General features: G+C 66.6%; 13 protein-coding genes and 1 pseudogene. 10 read left to right on the forward strand and 4 right to left on the reverse strand.

Annotation, left to right across the window (positions count from 1 at the left end):
- The first annotated feature begins 4 nt into the window (after nt 1–4).
- The 3 genes from Mschef_RS04140 (at nt 5) to rpoH (ending at nt 2,594) form a co-directional block, all read left to right on the forward strand.
- Nucleotides 5–847, forward strand: a complete 843-nt coding sequence (locus Mschef_RS04140) for a response regulator (RefSeq protein ID WP_081126836.1) — start codon at nt 5–7, stop codon at nt 845–847.
- A gap of 2 nt (nt 848–849) precedes the next feature.
- Entirely contained in the window at nt 850–1,548 is a 699-nt protein-coding gene (gene ung, locus Mschef_RS04145) for a uracil-DNA glycosylase (protein ID WP_242426441.1), read from the forward strand.
- Nucleotides 1,549–1,733: 185 nt separating this feature from the next.
- A complete protein-coding gene (gene rpoH / locus Mschef_RS04150; RefSeq protein ID WP_136256329.1) occupies nt 1,734–2,594 on the forward strand; it encodes an RNA polymerase sigma factor RpoH in 861 nt (286 codons plus the stop codon).
- 179 nt (nt 2,595–2,773) lie between these two features.
- On the opposite strand, the gene Mschef_RS04155 is transcribed toward rpoH, so the two are convergent.
- From Mschef_RS04155 to Mschef_RS04165, 3 genes are all read right to left on the reverse strand, one after another.
- Nucleotides 2,774–4,099, reverse strand: coding sequence for a sensor histidine kinase (locus Mschef_RS04155; RefSeq protein ID WP_081126537.1), 1,326 nt, complete (start codon nt 4,097–4,099; stop codon nt 2,774–2,776).
- Nucleotide 4,100: 1 nt separating this feature from the next.
- Nucleotides 4,101–4,802 (reverse strand): response regulator transcription factor, encoded by a 702-nt coding sequence (locus tag Mschef_RS04160; RefSeq protein WP_081126538.1) that lies wholly within the window; start codon nt 4,800–4,802, stop codon nt 4,101–4,103.
- 84 nt (nt 4,803–4,886) lie between these two features.
- Nucleotides 4,887–5,372 (reverse strand): YfgM family protein, encoded by a 486-nt coding sequence (locus Mschef_RS04165; protein WP_081126539.1) that lies wholly within the window; start codon nt 5,370–5,372, stop codon nt 4,887–4,889.
- A gap of 247 nt (nt 5,373–5,619) precedes the next feature.
- Here Mschef_RS04165 and Mschef_RS18360 point away from each other — a divergent pair.
- Nucleotides 5,620–6,150: pseudogene (locus Mschef_RS18360) on the forward strand (HAD family hydrolase); the annotation flags it as partial.
- A gap of 126 nt (nt 6,151–6,276) precedes the next feature.
- Nucleotides 6,277–7,506: a phosphoglycerate dehydrogenase gene (serA, locus tag Mschef_RS04170; protein WP_425480078.1), complete on the forward strand. Its 1,230-nt coding sequence runs from the start codon at nt 6,277–6,279 to the stop codon at nt 7,504–7,506.
- A 73-nt stretch (nt 7,507–7,579) separates the two neighbouring features.
- Here serA and Mschef_RS04175 read toward each other — a convergent pair whose 3' ends face one another.
- Nucleotides 7,580–8,515 carry a carbohydrate kinase family protein gene (locus tag Mschef_RS04175; RefSeq protein WP_081126541.1) on the reverse strand — a complete coding sequence of 312 codons (936 nt, stop codon included), beginning with the start codon at nt 8,513–8,515 and terminating at the stop codon, nt 7,580–7,582.
- 178 nt (nt 8,516–8,693) lie between these two features.
- On the opposite strand from Mschef_RS04175, the gene Mschef_RS04180 reads away from it, so the two are divergent.
- Genes Mschef_RS04180 through rodA form a run of 5 tightly spaced genes read left to right on the forward strand, consistent with a single transcriptional unit; the run spans nt 8,694 to nt 14,350 of the window.
- Nucleotides 8,694–9,740, forward strand: a complete 1,047-nt coding sequence (locus Mschef_RS04180; protein ID WP_081126542.1) for a rod shape-determining protein — start codon at nt 8,694–8,696, stop codon at nt 9,738–9,740.
- Nucleotides 9,741–9,760: 20 nt separating this feature from the next.
- Entirely contained in the window at nt 9,761–10,729 is a 969-nt protein-coding gene (mreC, locus tag Mschef_RS04185) for a rod shape-determining protein MreC (protein WP_081126543.1), read from the forward strand.
- Nucleotides 10,726–11,217, forward strand: a complete 492-nt coding sequence (gene mreD, locus Mschef_RS04190; RefSeq protein WP_081126544.1) for a rod shape-determining protein MreD — start codon at nt 10,726–10,728, stop codon at nt 11,215–11,217. The genes mreC and mreD overlap by 4 nt, the downstream gene beginning before the upstream one ends.
- Nucleotides 11,214–13,241: a penicillin-binding protein 2 gene (mrdA, locus tag Mschef_RS04195; protein WP_081126545.1), complete on the forward strand. Its 2,028-nt coding sequence runs from the start codon at nt 11,214–11,216 to the stop codon at nt 13,239–13,241. Before mreD ends, mrdA begins: the two co-directional genes overlap by 4 nt.
- Nucleotides 13,238–14,350: a rod shape-determining protein RodA gene (gene rodA / locus Mschef_RS04200; protein WP_081126546.1), complete on the forward strand. Its 1,113-nt coding sequence runs from the start codon at nt 13,238–13,240 to the stop codon at nt 14,348–14,350. The genes mrdA and rodA overlap by 4 nt, the downstream gene beginning before the upstream one ends.
- Nucleotides 14,351–14,416: the final 66 nt, after the last annotated feature.

Genomic DNA, 14,416 nt, shown 5'->3' on the forward strand with positions numbered 1-14,416 from the left:
CCGCATGCATACCGGCATTGCCCGCCACCTGCCGAGCGACACCCCGCGCGTCATGGTCGTCGATGGCTCGCGCGTGGTGCGGCGCATGATCGAACAACTGCTGCTCAAGGAATTGCCTGGCGTCAGCATGGTGTCCTGCGACAGTGGCGCCGAGGCGCTGCAGGCCGTACTTGGCGCGCCGGTGGATTTCGTGACCACGGCCTTGCGCCTGCCTGACATGGACGGCATGGAACTGGCGCGCGCGCTGCGCCAGCAGGTGCAGCAGGCGTACATGCCGATCGTGGTGGTGTCCGGCGATGTCACCGAACGCCTGGAGGCGCGCGCGCTGGGCGAGGACGTCACCGATTATTTCGACAAGGCGCTGGGCTTTCCGGCCCTGGCCGCGTTCATCCGCGGCTATGTGCGCGCCGAGCAGAAGGCCAGCGGCGCGGTGCTCTACGTCGAGGACAGCCGCGTGGTGGCCCTGGCGACGCGGCGCATGATGGAAAAATGCGGCCTTACCGTGTTGCACTCGATCAGCGCCGAGGACGCGCTGGCACTGCTGGAAACCGCGCATGCGCAAGGTCGCATCGGCGCCGATGTCGTGCTGACCGACGTCAACCTCAAGGGTGCGCTGTCCGGCGCGGATCTGATCGCGCGGGTGCGCGGCGAGTTCGGCTACGGCAAGGGCCGTTTGCCCATTCTGGTGATGACCGGCGATGACAATGCGCGCAACCAGGCCGCGCTGCTCAAAGCCGGCGCCAACGATCTGGTGCAAAAGCCCATCGAGGAGCGCCTGCTGATCACCAAGTTGTTGTTCCAGTTGCGTGTGTCGCAGCACTTGCGCCAGCGCACCGGGGTGGCCTGAGCGTGCCTGAGCCGCGTCTCGAAGCGAGCTGGAAGGCGCAACTGGGCGATTATTTTCAGCGCCCGGAGATGCTGGCCCTGGCGGCCTTCCTGCGTGCCGAAAAGGCTGCCGGGAAAGTGATCTATCCGCCCGGCGCGGAGATTTTCAGCGCGCTGGATCACACGCCATTCGAGCGCGTGCGCGTGGTGATCCTTGGTCAAGATCCTTACCACGGCCCCGGCCAGGCGCATGGGCTGTGTTTTTCGGTGCGGCCTGGTGTGCCGATACCGCCATCGTTGGTCAACATCTACGCCGAACTCAAGCGCGATGTGGGCTTCGTCCCGCCGGATCACGGGTGCCTGCTGCCCTGGGCTGCGCGCGGCGTGCTGCTGCTGAACGCGGTGCTGACGGTCGAGGCTGGACGCGCCGGATCGCATCAGGGCAGGGGCTGGGAGGGATTCACCGATCGCATTGTGGCGCTGCTCAATGAACGCCGCGAGGGCCTGGTGTTCATGCTCTGGGGCAGCTACGCACAGGCCAAGGGGGCGCTGGTGGATGCGCGCCGCCACAAAGTGCTCAAGGCGCCGCATCCCTCGCCGCTGTCGGCGCACCGCGGGTTCATTGGCTGCGCGCATTTTTCGCAGTGCCACGCCTATCAGCTCGGCCGCGGCGCTGCGCCGCTGGATTGGACGCTGCCGGCGTGCTCCGCCTTGAGCCCCTGAACGGCTCCTGTGGGCCGCGACCGCGTGCCGCAAGTGCCGTCACAGCGCCTTGGCTCGATTTGCTGTACTATTCAGTACAGTACATGTTTGAACAGATGGAAACCTCGTGCTGCGGGTAGCCGTCTACGTCCTTAGCACTCTCGATGAACGAGTGCTAAAATTGCTTCCAAATGGAGGATCAGCGCATGAGTCAATCTCTGGCGAAGCGTTCCTGGACCTTGCCGAGTCCGGTGGGCAGTCTTGATGCTTATATCGGCGCCGTGCATCGCATTCCCATGCTCAGCGTCGAGGACGAGCAGCAATTGGCGCGCGAATTCCGCGACCAAGGCAATCTCGATGCCGCCAAGGCACTGGTCGTGGCGCATCTGCGCTTCGTGGTGCACGTGGCGCGTGGCTATTCCGGTTACGGCCTGCCCCTGGGTGATCTGGTGCAGGAAGGCAACATCGGCCTGATGAAGGCGGTCAAGCGCTTCGACCCGGACATGGGGGTGCGTCTGGTCAGCTTCGCCGTGCACTGGATCCGCGCCGAAATGCACGAATACATCCTGCGCAACTGGCGCATCGTCAAGGTGGCCACCACCAAGGCGCAGCGCAAGCTGTTCTTCAACCTGCGCAAGAGCAAGAAACGCCTGGGCTGGTTGAACGCCGAGGAAGTGCGTACCGTGGCCAAGGATCTGGGTGTGCCCGAGGCCACCGTGCTGGAAATGGAAGCGCGGTTGAGCAATTACGACGTGGCGTTCGATGCCCCCGGCGATGCCGATGACGACGCACCACCGTCCCCTGCCGCGTATCTGGAAGACCACTCCGCCGATCCTTATCGCGCGGTGGCCGAGGCCGATCAGGAAGATCGTGATCTGGACAGCTTGCGCAACGCCATGACGCAACTGGATGCGCGCGCGCAGGACATCATCCGCCGGCGCTGGCTGGATGACGCCAGCAAGGTAACACTGCAGGATCTGGCCGATGAATACGGCGTGTCCGCCGAGCGCATCCGCCAGATCGAGGCCAGTGCACTGAAGAAAATGCGCGCCAGCTTCGCTGCCTGAAGTCACTGGATGACCAGCTTGCTGTCAATAAGAAGCGCTTCCCGCCGCGTGCGCGGGGATAGACGCGCCAAACGATCGGAGCACTGCTCGCTGGGAAATCCATCTTGTTGAATGCCCATTGATAGTGGTGTCTTGACCAGCGCAACAGCACGCCGTCGCCCGGGCACTGCCGCGTCGATTCAAGTCCGTGCCAACGGCAGTTCGATGAGCAGCTCCAGCCCGCCACCGACGCGGTTGCGCGCGCTGATGCTGCCGCCGGCGCGCAAGATGCTGCTGCGCGCGATGGCCAAGCCCAGCCCGCTGCCGGAGCCGGATTGCTGGCGCGTATCGGCGCTGCGATAAAACGGCTCGAAGATATGCGCCAGGTCCGACTCGGGCACCCCGGGGCCGCGATCGCGAATGGCCAGCAGCGCCCGTGCAGGGCCGTGAACATGATCGCTTTGCGTCAATTGCACCTCGACGGTGCTGCCCTCGGGCGCGAAGCGCAGCGCATTGCGCAGCACGTTTTCCACCGCGCTGGCGATCAGGTCCAACTCGCCGTGGACGGGCAGCGGTGGCGGTGTGTTCAGGGAGATATCCAGCTTGCGCTGGCTGGCTTCAAAGCGCGCGTCGCCTACCCGTGCCGTCACGATCGCGCCGAAGTCGCCGGTTTCCGCCGCGCCGTGCGCACCGCTTTCCAGGCGCGACAGATCCAGTGCCTGGCCGATCAGCCGGTCCATGCGCCCCAATTCGCGCGCGATGCGTGCCGCGCTGGCCTCGCGTTCATCGGCCTCGGTTTCACCACGGCCCAGTTCCAGCGCCACGCCCATGCGCGCCAGTGGCGAACGCAGCTCGTGGGCGACATCGCCGATCAGGCGGCGGTGGTCCAGGATCAGGCGTTCGATGCGCGCCGCCATCAGATCGAACTCGCGTCCCAGCGCCACCATTTCCTGGCTGCGGCCCATGCGCAGCGTGCCCACACGCGCGCCCAGATCGCCATCGGCGAATTGGCGCGCGCTGGCGCGGATCTGCTTGAGCGGTAGCGCAACGTACCGCGCCAGCAGCAGCGCCACCACGGTGCTCACCAGCAAACCCAGCAGCACGAAGCTGAGCCAGAACGCGCGAAATGGCGGCCTGGGTGGATGCGGCGGGCGCACCCAGCGCACGTCTACCAGAAAGCGTCGACCGTCGCTGGCGCTGGCGGTGCGCTGCGCGGCATAGCCCGGAATGGGTGACGGCAGTGCCAGCGCATGCGGCGTTGCCGTGGCGGCCAGCGGGCGAATCCGCACGCGGATCGGGCCACCACTTTGCGTGCGCAGCCAGCGCTGCACCTCGGGCATCGAGTGGCTGCCGATCATGCGCGCGGCGGACGCGGCGATATCCTCGGCCAGCGCGCGCTGGTGTGCGCTGGGCAGCATCTCGCGATCGCGCTCGACCACGCGCGAGGTGATCCAGACGCTGGCCACCATGACCATGACCAGGGCCAGCCAGAACAATCCGAACACGCGCCAGTAAAGACCGCCCACGTCACTCGCTCACGCGTCGGAACAGATAGCCCGAGCCATGCAGCGTGGCGACGCGCGATTGCCCGTCCGCAGCGCTGCCCAGCTTGCGGCGCAGGCGCGAGATATGCACGTCGATGCTGCGATCGAACGGTGACAGCGCGCGCCCCAGCGCAGCCTCGGCCAGCATCTCCTTGCTGACGCCGCGTCCGGCCTCGCGCATCAGTACCGCGAGGATGTTGAACTCGGACGTGGTCAGATTGAGCGCTTGACCATGCAGCAGCGCGGTGCGCGGTCCGACGCGCAACTCTACCGCGCCGATATGCATGTCGGCGAAGCGCGGACTGTCGCCCTCGTCGCGCCGCGCGCGGCGCAGCACGGCGCGAATGCGTGCCGCCAGCTCGTGCGGATTACAGGGCTTGGTGAGGTAATCGTCGGCACCGATTTCCAGGCCGAGGATGCGGTCCACATCATCGCCCAGCGCGGTCAGCATCAGCACCGGCAGGGTGGTGGCGGCACGCAGATCACGCAGTACGTCCAGTCCGGAGCGAACCGGCATCATGATGTCCAGTACCAGCGCGTCATAGGGCTCGCTGAGCGCGCGCCGCAGCGCGGCTTCGCCGTCGAACACGGGTTCGACGCTGAAACCCTCGCGCACCAGAAAACGCGTCAGCAGTTCTGACAGTTCGCGGTCGTCGTCAGCGAGCAGGATGCGGGCGGCGGCCATGGCGGACTGGACTCAATCAGCGGAAGTCGTGGATGGTGCCGCGCGGCACGCTGCTGCGCCAGCCGCGTGTCGCGCGGATGTGGCTCAGGATGCCGGTGCCGCTGGCGGCTTGATCTGCTGCAGGTTCTCGTCGAGTGCTTTGCGCAGTGTGGCGATGGCCGCTCCGGTATCGGTCGGCATCATCTGCAGACGCGCCAGTTGCCCATAGGCGAAATTGCGCAGGCCGGGGTCCCGGGTGTGCGCCAGCACGTCGTGATACATGGCTTCGGCGTCGCCACGTCGTCCTTGCGCCAGATACAAATGCTGCAGCACGCGCATGTCGCGCATGGCCGCAAAGCGCGCCTGCATGCCGGGGCCGGGCCGATGCATCCAGCCCTGCATGCCGCGGCCGTGGCCGGGCTTGCCGTGGGCCCAGGCGCCATGGCCCCATTGGCCTTGAGCGGCGGCCATGCCAGGACCTTGCATGCCCGGTGCTGGCGGCGCCGCGAGGGCATAACCGCCGGCGCTGACCAGGCCCAGTGCCAGCAGCGCGCTCAATGCGAGTGTGAGTTTCGATGTGCGCAGTTGCATGATGTGTCTCCAGTAGGAAGCGGGAAAAGATGCCGCCGACGGTGTGCGGCCGGAGGGGGGAGGACGCGACACAGGGGTGGCGTCGGCGGCAGGCATTCACTCTAGGCGCCATGGCCCGGTGCGCGCGGCGCGCGGCGTTGCGGGATGTAACGCTTGGTAACCGCGGGCGGAAACGCCTTCCGTATCTCATGCTGCGCCGCGACATCGGTTGCGCTAGGGTGCGGGCTTTGCCTGCCGGAGCCCCGCCATGTCCTACACTTTTCTGCTCGACTTCGACAGTACCCTGATCAGTGCCGAGTCGCTGGAGGTGATGGCCGCGGAGTGTCTGGCCAACGATGCGGATGCTGTGGCCAAGCGCGCGCGCATCCGCGAGATCACCCTCGCGGCGATGGAGGGGCGCATGGATTTCGGCGCTGGACTGCGCGAGCGCCTGGGGCTGCTGGACCTGCGCCGCGAGCAATTGCCGGCCATCGTGGCACGGTTGCGGCAGGCGCTCAGCGCCTCGTTCCTGGCCAATCGCGCATTTCTCGCGGCCAACGCCGGACGCATCCACGTGCTCAGCGGCGGCTTCGAGGAACTCATTGTGCCGGTGATCGAAGGCCTCGGTCTGCGCGCTGACCATGTGCACGCCAATTGTTTGCGATTCGATGCGCAAGGCCAGCTGCTGGGTTGCGTCGAAGGCAATCCGCTGGCGCACGCCGGCGGCAAGGTTGCGCTGGTGCGCGCGCTCGCTCTGCCTGCGCCCGTGGTGCTGGTCGGCGATGGCTGGAGCGATCTGGAAGTGGCCGAGGCCGGCCTCGCGCAGCGTTTCTACGCCTATACCGAGCACGTGCGCCGCGCACCGGTGCTGGCGCGCGCCGCACACGAGGCACCGAATTTCGACGAGGTACTGTTCGACCTTGGCCTGCGTGGCGCGCATTCCTATCCCAAGAACCGGCTCAAGGTGCTGTTGCTGGAAAACATCCACGCCAGTGCGGTGGAGGCGTTCACCCGCGCCGGCTACAGCGTCGAGACCGTGGCTGGCGCGCTGGATGAGGCGGCGCTGTGTGCGCGCATCGGCGAGGTGGCCGTGCTCGGCCTGCGCTCGAAGACGCGGCTCACCGCCAAGGCCTTGGCACAGGCCAGGCGCCTGGTCGCGGTGGGCGCATTCTGCATCGGCACCAACCAGATCGATCTGGATGCCGCGCGCGGGCGCGGCATCGCCGTGTTCAACGCGCCCTACAGCAACACGCGCTCGGTGGTGGAGCTGGCCATCGCCGAGATCATCCTGCTGCTGCGCGGCCTGCCGGAGAAGTTGCGGCAGATGGATCAGGGCGTGTGGGACAAATCCGTGGGCGCGGCGCGCGAAGTGCGCGGCAAGACACTCGGCATCGTCGGCTACGGCAACATCGGCATGCAGCTATCGGTGTTGGCCGAAGCCTGCGGCATGCGCGTGCTCTACCACGACCTGGCCGAGCGTCTGGCGCTGGGCACTGCGCAGCGCATGCCCGGCCTGCACGCGCTGCTGGCCGAGTGCGATGCGGTCAGCGTGCACGTGGACGGGCGCGCATCCAACCGCAACCTGTTCGGCGCCGCCGAGTTCGCCGCCATGCGCGCGGGCAGCGTGTTCCTCAACCTCGCGCGCGGGCACGTGGTCGACCTCGATGCGCTCAAGGCCGCGCTGGATTCGGGCCACTTGCGCGGCGCGGCGCTGGATGTGTTCCCCGAGGAACCCGTGCGCAACGGCGATGCCTTCGCCCATCCGCTGCGCGAGAACCCGCGCTTGCTGCTGACCCCGCACATCGGCGGCAGCACGCTGGAGGCGCAGGCCGACATCGGCCGCTATGTCGGCCAGCGCCTGATCGACTACATCGACAGCGGTAGTACCGAGGGCGTGGTCAACCTGCCGCCGCTGCGTCTGCCGCCACAGGAACAGGCGCACCGCTTCGTGCATCTGCACGCCAACCAGCCCGGCGTGCTGGCGCGCATCAACGAAGCGCTGAGCGCGCACGGCGCCAATATCCTCGGCCAGTATCTGAAGACCGATGCCGAGGTCGGCTATGTAATCACCGACGTCGACCGCGACTACTCACCGTCACTGCTGGATGCGATCCGCGCCGTGCCGCACACCCTGCGTTTCCGCGTGCTGTATTGACGCACGTGCACAGCAGCAACGGCGTGCCTTGACGTCAGCATCCGGATTCCTTCGCGCAGGCCGCGCGGCATCATCAATCCAGCGCGTAGCCGAACTGCTGCCGGAACTGCTCGGCGAACTCGGCGTAGCCGAAACGCTGGTTTTGCGTGCCCGGGTATTCGATCTTCAGCGCGCCCATCAGCGAAGCCATGCGTCCGGCAGTGGCCCAATCGCAGTCGCGCATGAGGCCGAAAATCAGCCCGGCGCGATAGGCATCGCCGCAGCCGGTGGGGTCGGTGATGCGACGCTCGTGCGCCGGCGGAATCTCGACACTGCCCTTGCGCGTGTGGATGAGCGAGCCGCGCGGCCCGTGCGTCACGATGTAGGCGCGCACGCGCGTGGCGATCTGCTGCTCGTTCCAGCCGGTGTGCTGCTGCAACAGTTGCGACTCGTAGTCGTTGACGGTGACGTACTGCGCCTGTTCGATGAAAGCGCGGAACTCGGCACCGTTGAACAGCGGCAGCGCCTGGCCGGGATCAAAGATGAAAGGCACATCGCGCTCGGCGAATTCGCGCGCATGCTGCAGCATGGCCTCGCGCGTGTCCGGCGCGACGATGCCGAAACTCACCCCGGGCACGTCGCGCACGTGGGCTTCGACCGAGCGCATCATCGCGCCCGGATGAAACGCGGTGATCTGGTTGTCGTCCAGATCAGTGGTGATGAACGCCTGCGCGGTGAACAGATCATCGATCTCGCGCACCTGGTCGAGACGGATGCCGCAGGCCTCGAAATGCTTGCGATAGGGGCCGAAATCCTGGCCGACCGCGGCCATCGGGATCGGCTCACCGCCAAGCAATTTGAGGTTGTAGGCAATGTTGCCGGCGCAGCCGCCGAATTCGCGCCGCATGCGCGGCACCAGAAATGACACATTCAGGATATGCACTTTGTCCGGCAGGATGTGGTTCTTGAACTGGTCCTGGAACACCATGATGGTGTCATAGGCAAGCGAACCGCAGATCAGCGCAGGCATCGGGATTCCGGCAAGTCATAACAGCCGGCGATGGTAACGCGGCCGCGCGACCATGCGACGAGGACGCTGGCAATACCGCGTCCGCAAAGGGTTTTTTAACGCCTTTGTCCTTGCCGGAGGTGGGGCGTGGGCCTAAACTGCAGGGCTTCCCTTTCCGCTATCGGCCGGAAACGCGCGCATGTTCAAGAAATTCCGCGGGTTCTTTTCCAACGACCTCTCGATCGACCTGGGCACCGCCAATACCCTGATCTACGTGCGCGGCGAGGGCATCGTGCTCAACGAGCCTTCGGTCGTTGCCATGCGCCAGGATCGTGCACGCGGTGGCCCGCGTACGGTCGCGGCGGTGGGTTCCGAGGCCAAGCACATGCTCGGGCGCACGCCTGGCAACATCATCACCGTGCGCCCGATGAAGGACGGCGTGATCGCCGACTTCACCATGACCGAGGCGATGCTGCAGCACTTCATCAAGCAGGTGCACCGCACCCGGTTCCTGCGTCCCAGCCCGCGCGTGCTGGTCTGCGTGCCCTGTGGTTCGACCCAGGTCGAACGCCGCGCGATCAAGGAATCGGCCGAGGGCGCCGGTGCACGCGATGTGTTCCTGATCGAGGAGCCGATGGCCGCGGCGATCGGCGCCGGCCTGCCGGTACACGAGGCGCGCGGCTCGATGGTGTTGGACGTCGGCGGCGGCACTTCCGAGGTGGCGGTGATCGCGCTCAATGGCATCGTCTACTCGCAGTCGGTGCGCATCGGCGGCGATCGCTTCGACGAGGCCATCGTCAATTTCGTGCGCCGCACGCGCGGCACGCTGATCGGCGATGCCACCGCCGAGCGCATCAAGTTCGAGCTGGGCTGCGCCTATCCGCAGTCCGAGATCAAGGAGCTCGAGGTGTCCGGACGCAACCTGGCCGAGGGTGTGCCGCGCATGTTCACGCTCAACTCCAACGACGTGCTGGACGCATTGCACGAGCCGTTGCAGGGCATCGTCGCAGCGGTCAAATCGGCGCTGGAACAAACCCCGCCCGAGTTGTGTTCGGACGTGGCCGAACGCGGCATCGTGCTCACCGGTGGCGGTGCGCTGCTGCGTGATCTGGACAAACTCATCGCCAAGGAAACCGGCCTGCATGTGCATGTGGCCGACGATCCGCTGACCTGCGTCGCCCGTGGCGGCGGACGCGCGTTGGAGTTGATCGACCAGCACGGCAGCGACTTCTTCACCTACGAATAAGCGCGGAGGCGGCGCGGCTCATGGCGCTGTCGCGCGACGGTTCGACCAGTTTGTTTGCGGCTTCGCCAGGCGGCACGCTGCGTCTGGCCGGCTATCTGCTGCTGGCGGTGGCGCTGATGATGCTCGATCACCGCAACGACTGGCTGCCGCGTGTGCGCAATGCGGCGGCGCTGGCGGTGGAACCGGCCTGGCGCCTGGCCGGCGCGCCGGCGCGCTGGCTGGGCGACCTGCGCGAGAACCTCGCCGCGCAGTCCAGCCTGCGCAGCGAAAACCGCAAATTGCGCGACGCGTTGCTGCTGGCCAACGTGCGCATCGCGCGCATGCAGGCGCTGGTGCGGCAGAACGATCAGCTCAAGCGTTTGCTGGATGCCGCCGATTCCCTGCGCATGCAAGGCCAGTTGGCGCGTGTGATCGATATCGATCTTGATCCTTATCGACGGCGTCTGGTGCTCAATCGCGGTGCACGGGAAGGAGTACGGGTGGGGCAGGCCGCGGTCGATGCGCATGGCGTGATGGGCCAGGTGATCGAGGTGTTGCCGAATACTGCGGTGCTGATGCTGGTGACCGATCCCAGCAGCGCACTGCCGGTGATCGATGCACGCAGTGGCGTGCGCGCGGTGGCGTATGGCAGCGGTTCGGGCGATGGGCTCAGTCTGCCCGACTTGCCGATCAATGCCGACATCAAGGTCGGCGACAGTCTGCTGACGTCGGGCCTCGGCGGACGTTTCCCGGCGGGATTTCCGGCGGCCACCGTGGTGTCGATCGCGGCGGATCGCTCGGGCAGTTATCTGCGCGCCGAGGCGCGACCGGCGGCGCGACTGAATCGCAGCGATCAGGTATTGCTGCTGCGTGATCTCGCCGAGCCAATGGGTCCGCCGGCGCCGGCCAGCGACGCCGGGCCGCCCTCCAGCCTGATCGGGCCGGCATCTGCCGGCCAGGTTGGCGCGGCACCGCCGCGGAAGACCGCGCATGCAGGGACACGGCGATGATGCGCAACGATTGGCAGCGCTGGATCTGTTACCTCAGCCTGGTGTTGAGCCTGTTGCTGATGTTGCTGCCGTTGCCCGTGGCGTTGCTGCCGCTGCGGCCGTGGTGGCCGGCGCTGGTACTGATTTACTGGGTGCTGGAGGCGCCGGATCGGGTGGGACTGGGCACGGCATTCATCACGGGCCTGGCGGCCGATGTTCTGGCTGGGGCGCTGCTCGGTGATCAGGCGCTGCGCCTGGTGATCATCGTGTTTCTGGCGCAGCGCTTTCGCGCGCGATTGCGTTTTTTCCCGGTGGTGCAGCAGTCGGCGGCGGTGCTGTTGCTGCTGCTCAACGACAGTTTGCTGCGCTGGCTGATCCGCGCGTTCGCCGGTTTGCCGATGCTGCCGCTGCTGACCTGGGCCGCGCCACTGGTCGGTGCCGCGCTGTGGCCGTTCGTGTTTCTGCTGCTGGATGCCCTGCGCGCGCGATCGCGCACACGTGAGTCATGAAGCGCAAGCCGCGTCCAGCATTGCGCAACAGTGGCGAGGAGCAGCGCCAGTTCACCCGGCGCGCGTGGTTCAGTATGGCCCTGATCCTGCTGGCGCTGGTCGGACTGGGCGTGCGCTTTTTCTGGCTGCAGGTGGTGCGTCACGATGAGTTCGTGACGCGCGCCAACGACAACAGCATCCACGTGCGTTTCCTGTCGCCTCCGCGCGGCATGATCTTCGACCGCAATGGCGTGGTGCTGGCCGAAAACGTGCCTGCTTTCCGACTCGAGGTCGTACCCGATCAGGTGCACGACATGCAGGCGCTGCTCAAGTCGCTGGCCACGGTGGTGCCATTGTCCGGCGATGATCTGCGCCGCTTCGGGCAGGCGTTGAAGGAGCGGCGCAGTTTTCAAAGCGTGCCATTGCGCAATCGCCTCAGCGAGGACGAGATCGCGCGCTTCGCCATCAATCGCTGGCGTTTCCCCGGGGTCGAGATCGCGCCTTACCTGCGCCGCTACTATCCCGAGGGCGCGTTGACCGCCTCGGTGGTGGGCTATGTCGGCAGCATCGATCAGCGCGAGGCGGAAAAACTGCAGGGCACGCCCTACGCCGACATGAGCCAGATCGGCAAGTCCGGCATCGAGCGCGAGTACGAGAAGCTGCTGCGTGGTGTGCCCGGCTACGAGCTGGTCGAAGTCAACGCCGATCAGCGCCCGGTGCGCGTGCTCGAGCGTGTGCCGCCGCGGCCGGGGCAGAATCTCTACCTGACCCTGGACATGCAACTGCAAAATGCCGCCTATGCGGGGTTGCGCGGGCGCGCGGGCGCGGCGGTGGCGGTGGACCCGCGCAATGGCCAGGTGCTGGCGCTGGCCAGTTCGCCCAGCTACGACCCCAACCTGTTCGTCGGTGGCATCAGCGAAGCCAATTACCAGGCGCTGCTGGATGACCCGCATCATCCGCTGCTCAACCGTGTCACCGATGGCACCTACCTGCCGGGCTCGACGGTCAAGCCATTCCTGGCCGTGGCCGGGCTGGAGCTGGGGCTGCGCACGCCGCAGTACACCGTGGACTCGGTTGGTGAGTGGTACATCCCCGGGTTGCCACCCGGGACGCGTGGTTATCGCGATGATGTACCCGGCGGTTTCGGCGTGGTGGATCTGACGCAGGCCATCGAGATGTCGGTCAACACCTACTTTTACAAACTCGCCTATGACATGGGCATCAACCGTTTGACTGCCTTCATGGCCAAGTTCGGCTTCGGCCAGCCCAGCGGCATCGACCTGCCGCACGAGGCCAGTGGCGTGCTGCCCTCGCGCGCATGGAAGGCAAAGACGCTGCACCGACCCTGGTATCTGGGCGATACGGTCATCTCGGGGATCGGCCAGGGTTACTGGCAAGTCACGCCGCTGCAGTTGGCCAACGCGTTGTCGACGCTGGCCGATTTCGGCCAGCCCCATCGCCTGCACTTGCTTCTGGCCACGCAGGATGGCAGCGGCGCGCCAATCAAACCGGTCGTGCTGCCGCCGCCTGGCCCGCCAGTGATCGCGCGCCGCGCCGACTGGCAAGCGGTGATGGAGGGCATGGTCAAGGTGGTCGAAGGCGCACGCGGCACGGCGCGCGGTCTGGACGTGGGTTTCCCCTATCGCATCGCCGGCAAGACCGGTACCGCCGAGATCTTTTCGCGCACCTCGCATGTTTGGGATACCACGCGCACCAACCACCAGTTGGCGTTGCGCCATCGCGCCTTGTTCATCGGGTTTACTCCGGCCAGTGATCCGCGCGTGGCCGGGGTGGCGATTCTGGAACGCGCCGCCTGGGGCGGTCGCGATGCCGCGCCCATCGTGCGCGACATGTTCGATGCCTGGGCGCGCTTGCGCCATTTGCCGGATACGCCGTTGCCGGGGGACATCCTGCCGCCGTGGGCGCCGTTGAGCGCGCCTGCGAGCGCGGCCAGCAGCGCGCCGGTGCCACCGGCGGCGGATCTGCCCCACGCCGGCAGCGTGCTCAACCGCGCCGCAGCGACCGTGGTGGGCGGGGCGCCATGAACCATAGCGTGCTGCGCATCGAGGTTTTCCTGCGCCGTCTGCTGACGCGGCCGCGGCTGGATGTGCCGCTGCTGATCGCGTTGCTGTTGCTGGCCGGCATGGGCTTGTTCTTCCTGTCCAGCGCCGCGGATCTGGCTTGGCGCACGATCGGCGCGCAGGCGGCGCGTTTCGTGCTGGGCTTCATGCTGCTGTACGTGGTTTCGCGCATTTCGCCGACGCAGTTCCGGCACTGGTCGCCGGCGCTGTACGTGTTGAGCGTTGTCCTGCTGGTGCTGGTGCTGCTGCTGGGCGAGGGCCGCGGCGCCGATCGCTGGCTCAACCTGGGCATCGTCCGCTTTCAACCCTCGGAGTTGCTCAAGCTGACCACGCCGATGATGGCGGCCTGGTATCTGGCACAGCGTCCGCTGCCGCCGAGTTGGCGCGATCTGGGCGTGGTGCTGCTGCTGATCGCGCTGCCGGCAGGATTGATCGCCCTGCAGCCCGATCTGGGTACCGCGCTGCTGGTCGTGGCGGCGGGTGCTTTCGTGCTGTTCCTGGCCGGGCTGTCGCTGCGTCGCATCGGCCTGATCCTGGGCGTCGTCCTGCTGATGCTGCCGGTGGCCTGGCATTTCATGCACGACTACCAGCGCGAGCGCGTGCTGACCTTGTTCAATCCCGAGTCCGATCCACTGGGTACCGGCTGGCACGTCATTCAGTCCGAGATCGCGGTAGGTTCCGGTGGCGTGCTCGGCAAGGGTTTCATGCGCGGTACCCAGGCGCAGTTGCAGTTTCTGCCCGAGCACACCACCGATTTCATCTACGCCGTGGTGGGCGAGGAGTTCGGCCTGGTCGGCGTGCTCCTGCTGCTGGCGCTATACCTGTTCATCATCGGCCGCAGTCTGTGGATCGCGGTCAATGCGCGCGATACCTATGCGCGACTGCTGAGCGGCGCGTTGGCGATGAGCTTTTTCGTGTACGTGATGGTCAACGGCGGCATGATCACCGGGCTGTTGCCCGTGGTCGGCGTACCTTTGCCGCTGGTCAGCTACGGCGGCACTTCGGCGGTGAGTCTGCTGACCGGATTCGGCGTGCTGATGTCGATCCATGCGCATCGCAAACTCAACCAATAACCGGGCATGGCGCCGCCGGCAGGCACGCGCCGCGCCTGCGGGCAGGCCATGCGCGCATGCTACGCT

This window comes from Metallibacterium scheffleri (assembly GCF_002077135.1).
GTDB lineage: Bacteria > Pseudomonadota > Gammaproteobacteria > Xanthomonadales > Rhodanobacteraceae > Metallibacterium > Metallibacterium scheffleri.

Excerpts from the sequence above, each read along its gene's own strand:
- Mschef_RS04140 (WP_081126836.1), top strand. The coding sequence starts at position 5 with ATGCATACCGGCATTGCCCGCCACCTGCCGAGCGACACCCCGCGCGTC.
- Mschef_RS04160 (WP_081126538.1), bottom strand. The coding sequence starts at position 4,802 with ATGGCCGCCGCCCGCATCCTGCTCGCTGACGACGACCGCGAACTGTCA.
- mreD (WP_081126544.1), top strand. The coding sequence starts at position 10,726 with ATGATGCGCAACGATTGGCAGCGCTGGATCTGTTACCTCAGCCTGGTG.
- rodA (WP_081126546.1), top strand. The coding sequence starts at position 13,238 with ATGAACCATAGCGTGCTGCGCATCGAGGTTTTCCTGCGCCGTCTGCTG.
- mreC (WP_081126543.1), top strand. The coding sequence starts at position 9,761 with ATGGCGCTGTCGCGCGACGGTTCGACCAGTTTGTTTGCGGCTTCGCCA.
- mrdA (WP_081126545.1), top strand. The coding sequence starts at position 11,214 with ATGAAGCGCAAGCCGCGTCCAGCATTGCGCAACAGTGGCGAGGAGCAG.
- rpoH (WP_136256329.1), top strand. The coding sequence starts at position 1,734 with ATGAGTCAATCTCTGGCGAAGCGTTCCTGGACCTTGCCGAGTCCGGTG.
- Mschef_RS04175 (WP_081126541.1), bottom strand. The coding sequence starts at position 8,515 with ATGCCTGCGCTGATCTGCGGTTCGCTTGCCTATGACACCATCATGGTG.
- Mschef_RS04180 (WP_081126542.1), top strand. The coding sequence starts at position 8,694 with ATGTTCAAGAAATTCCGCGGGTTCTTTTCCAACGACCTCTCGATCGAC.
- Mschef_RS04165 (WP_081126539.1), bottom strand. The coding sequence starts at position 5,372 with ATGCAACTGCGCACATCGAAACTCACACTCGCATTGAGCGCGCTGCTG.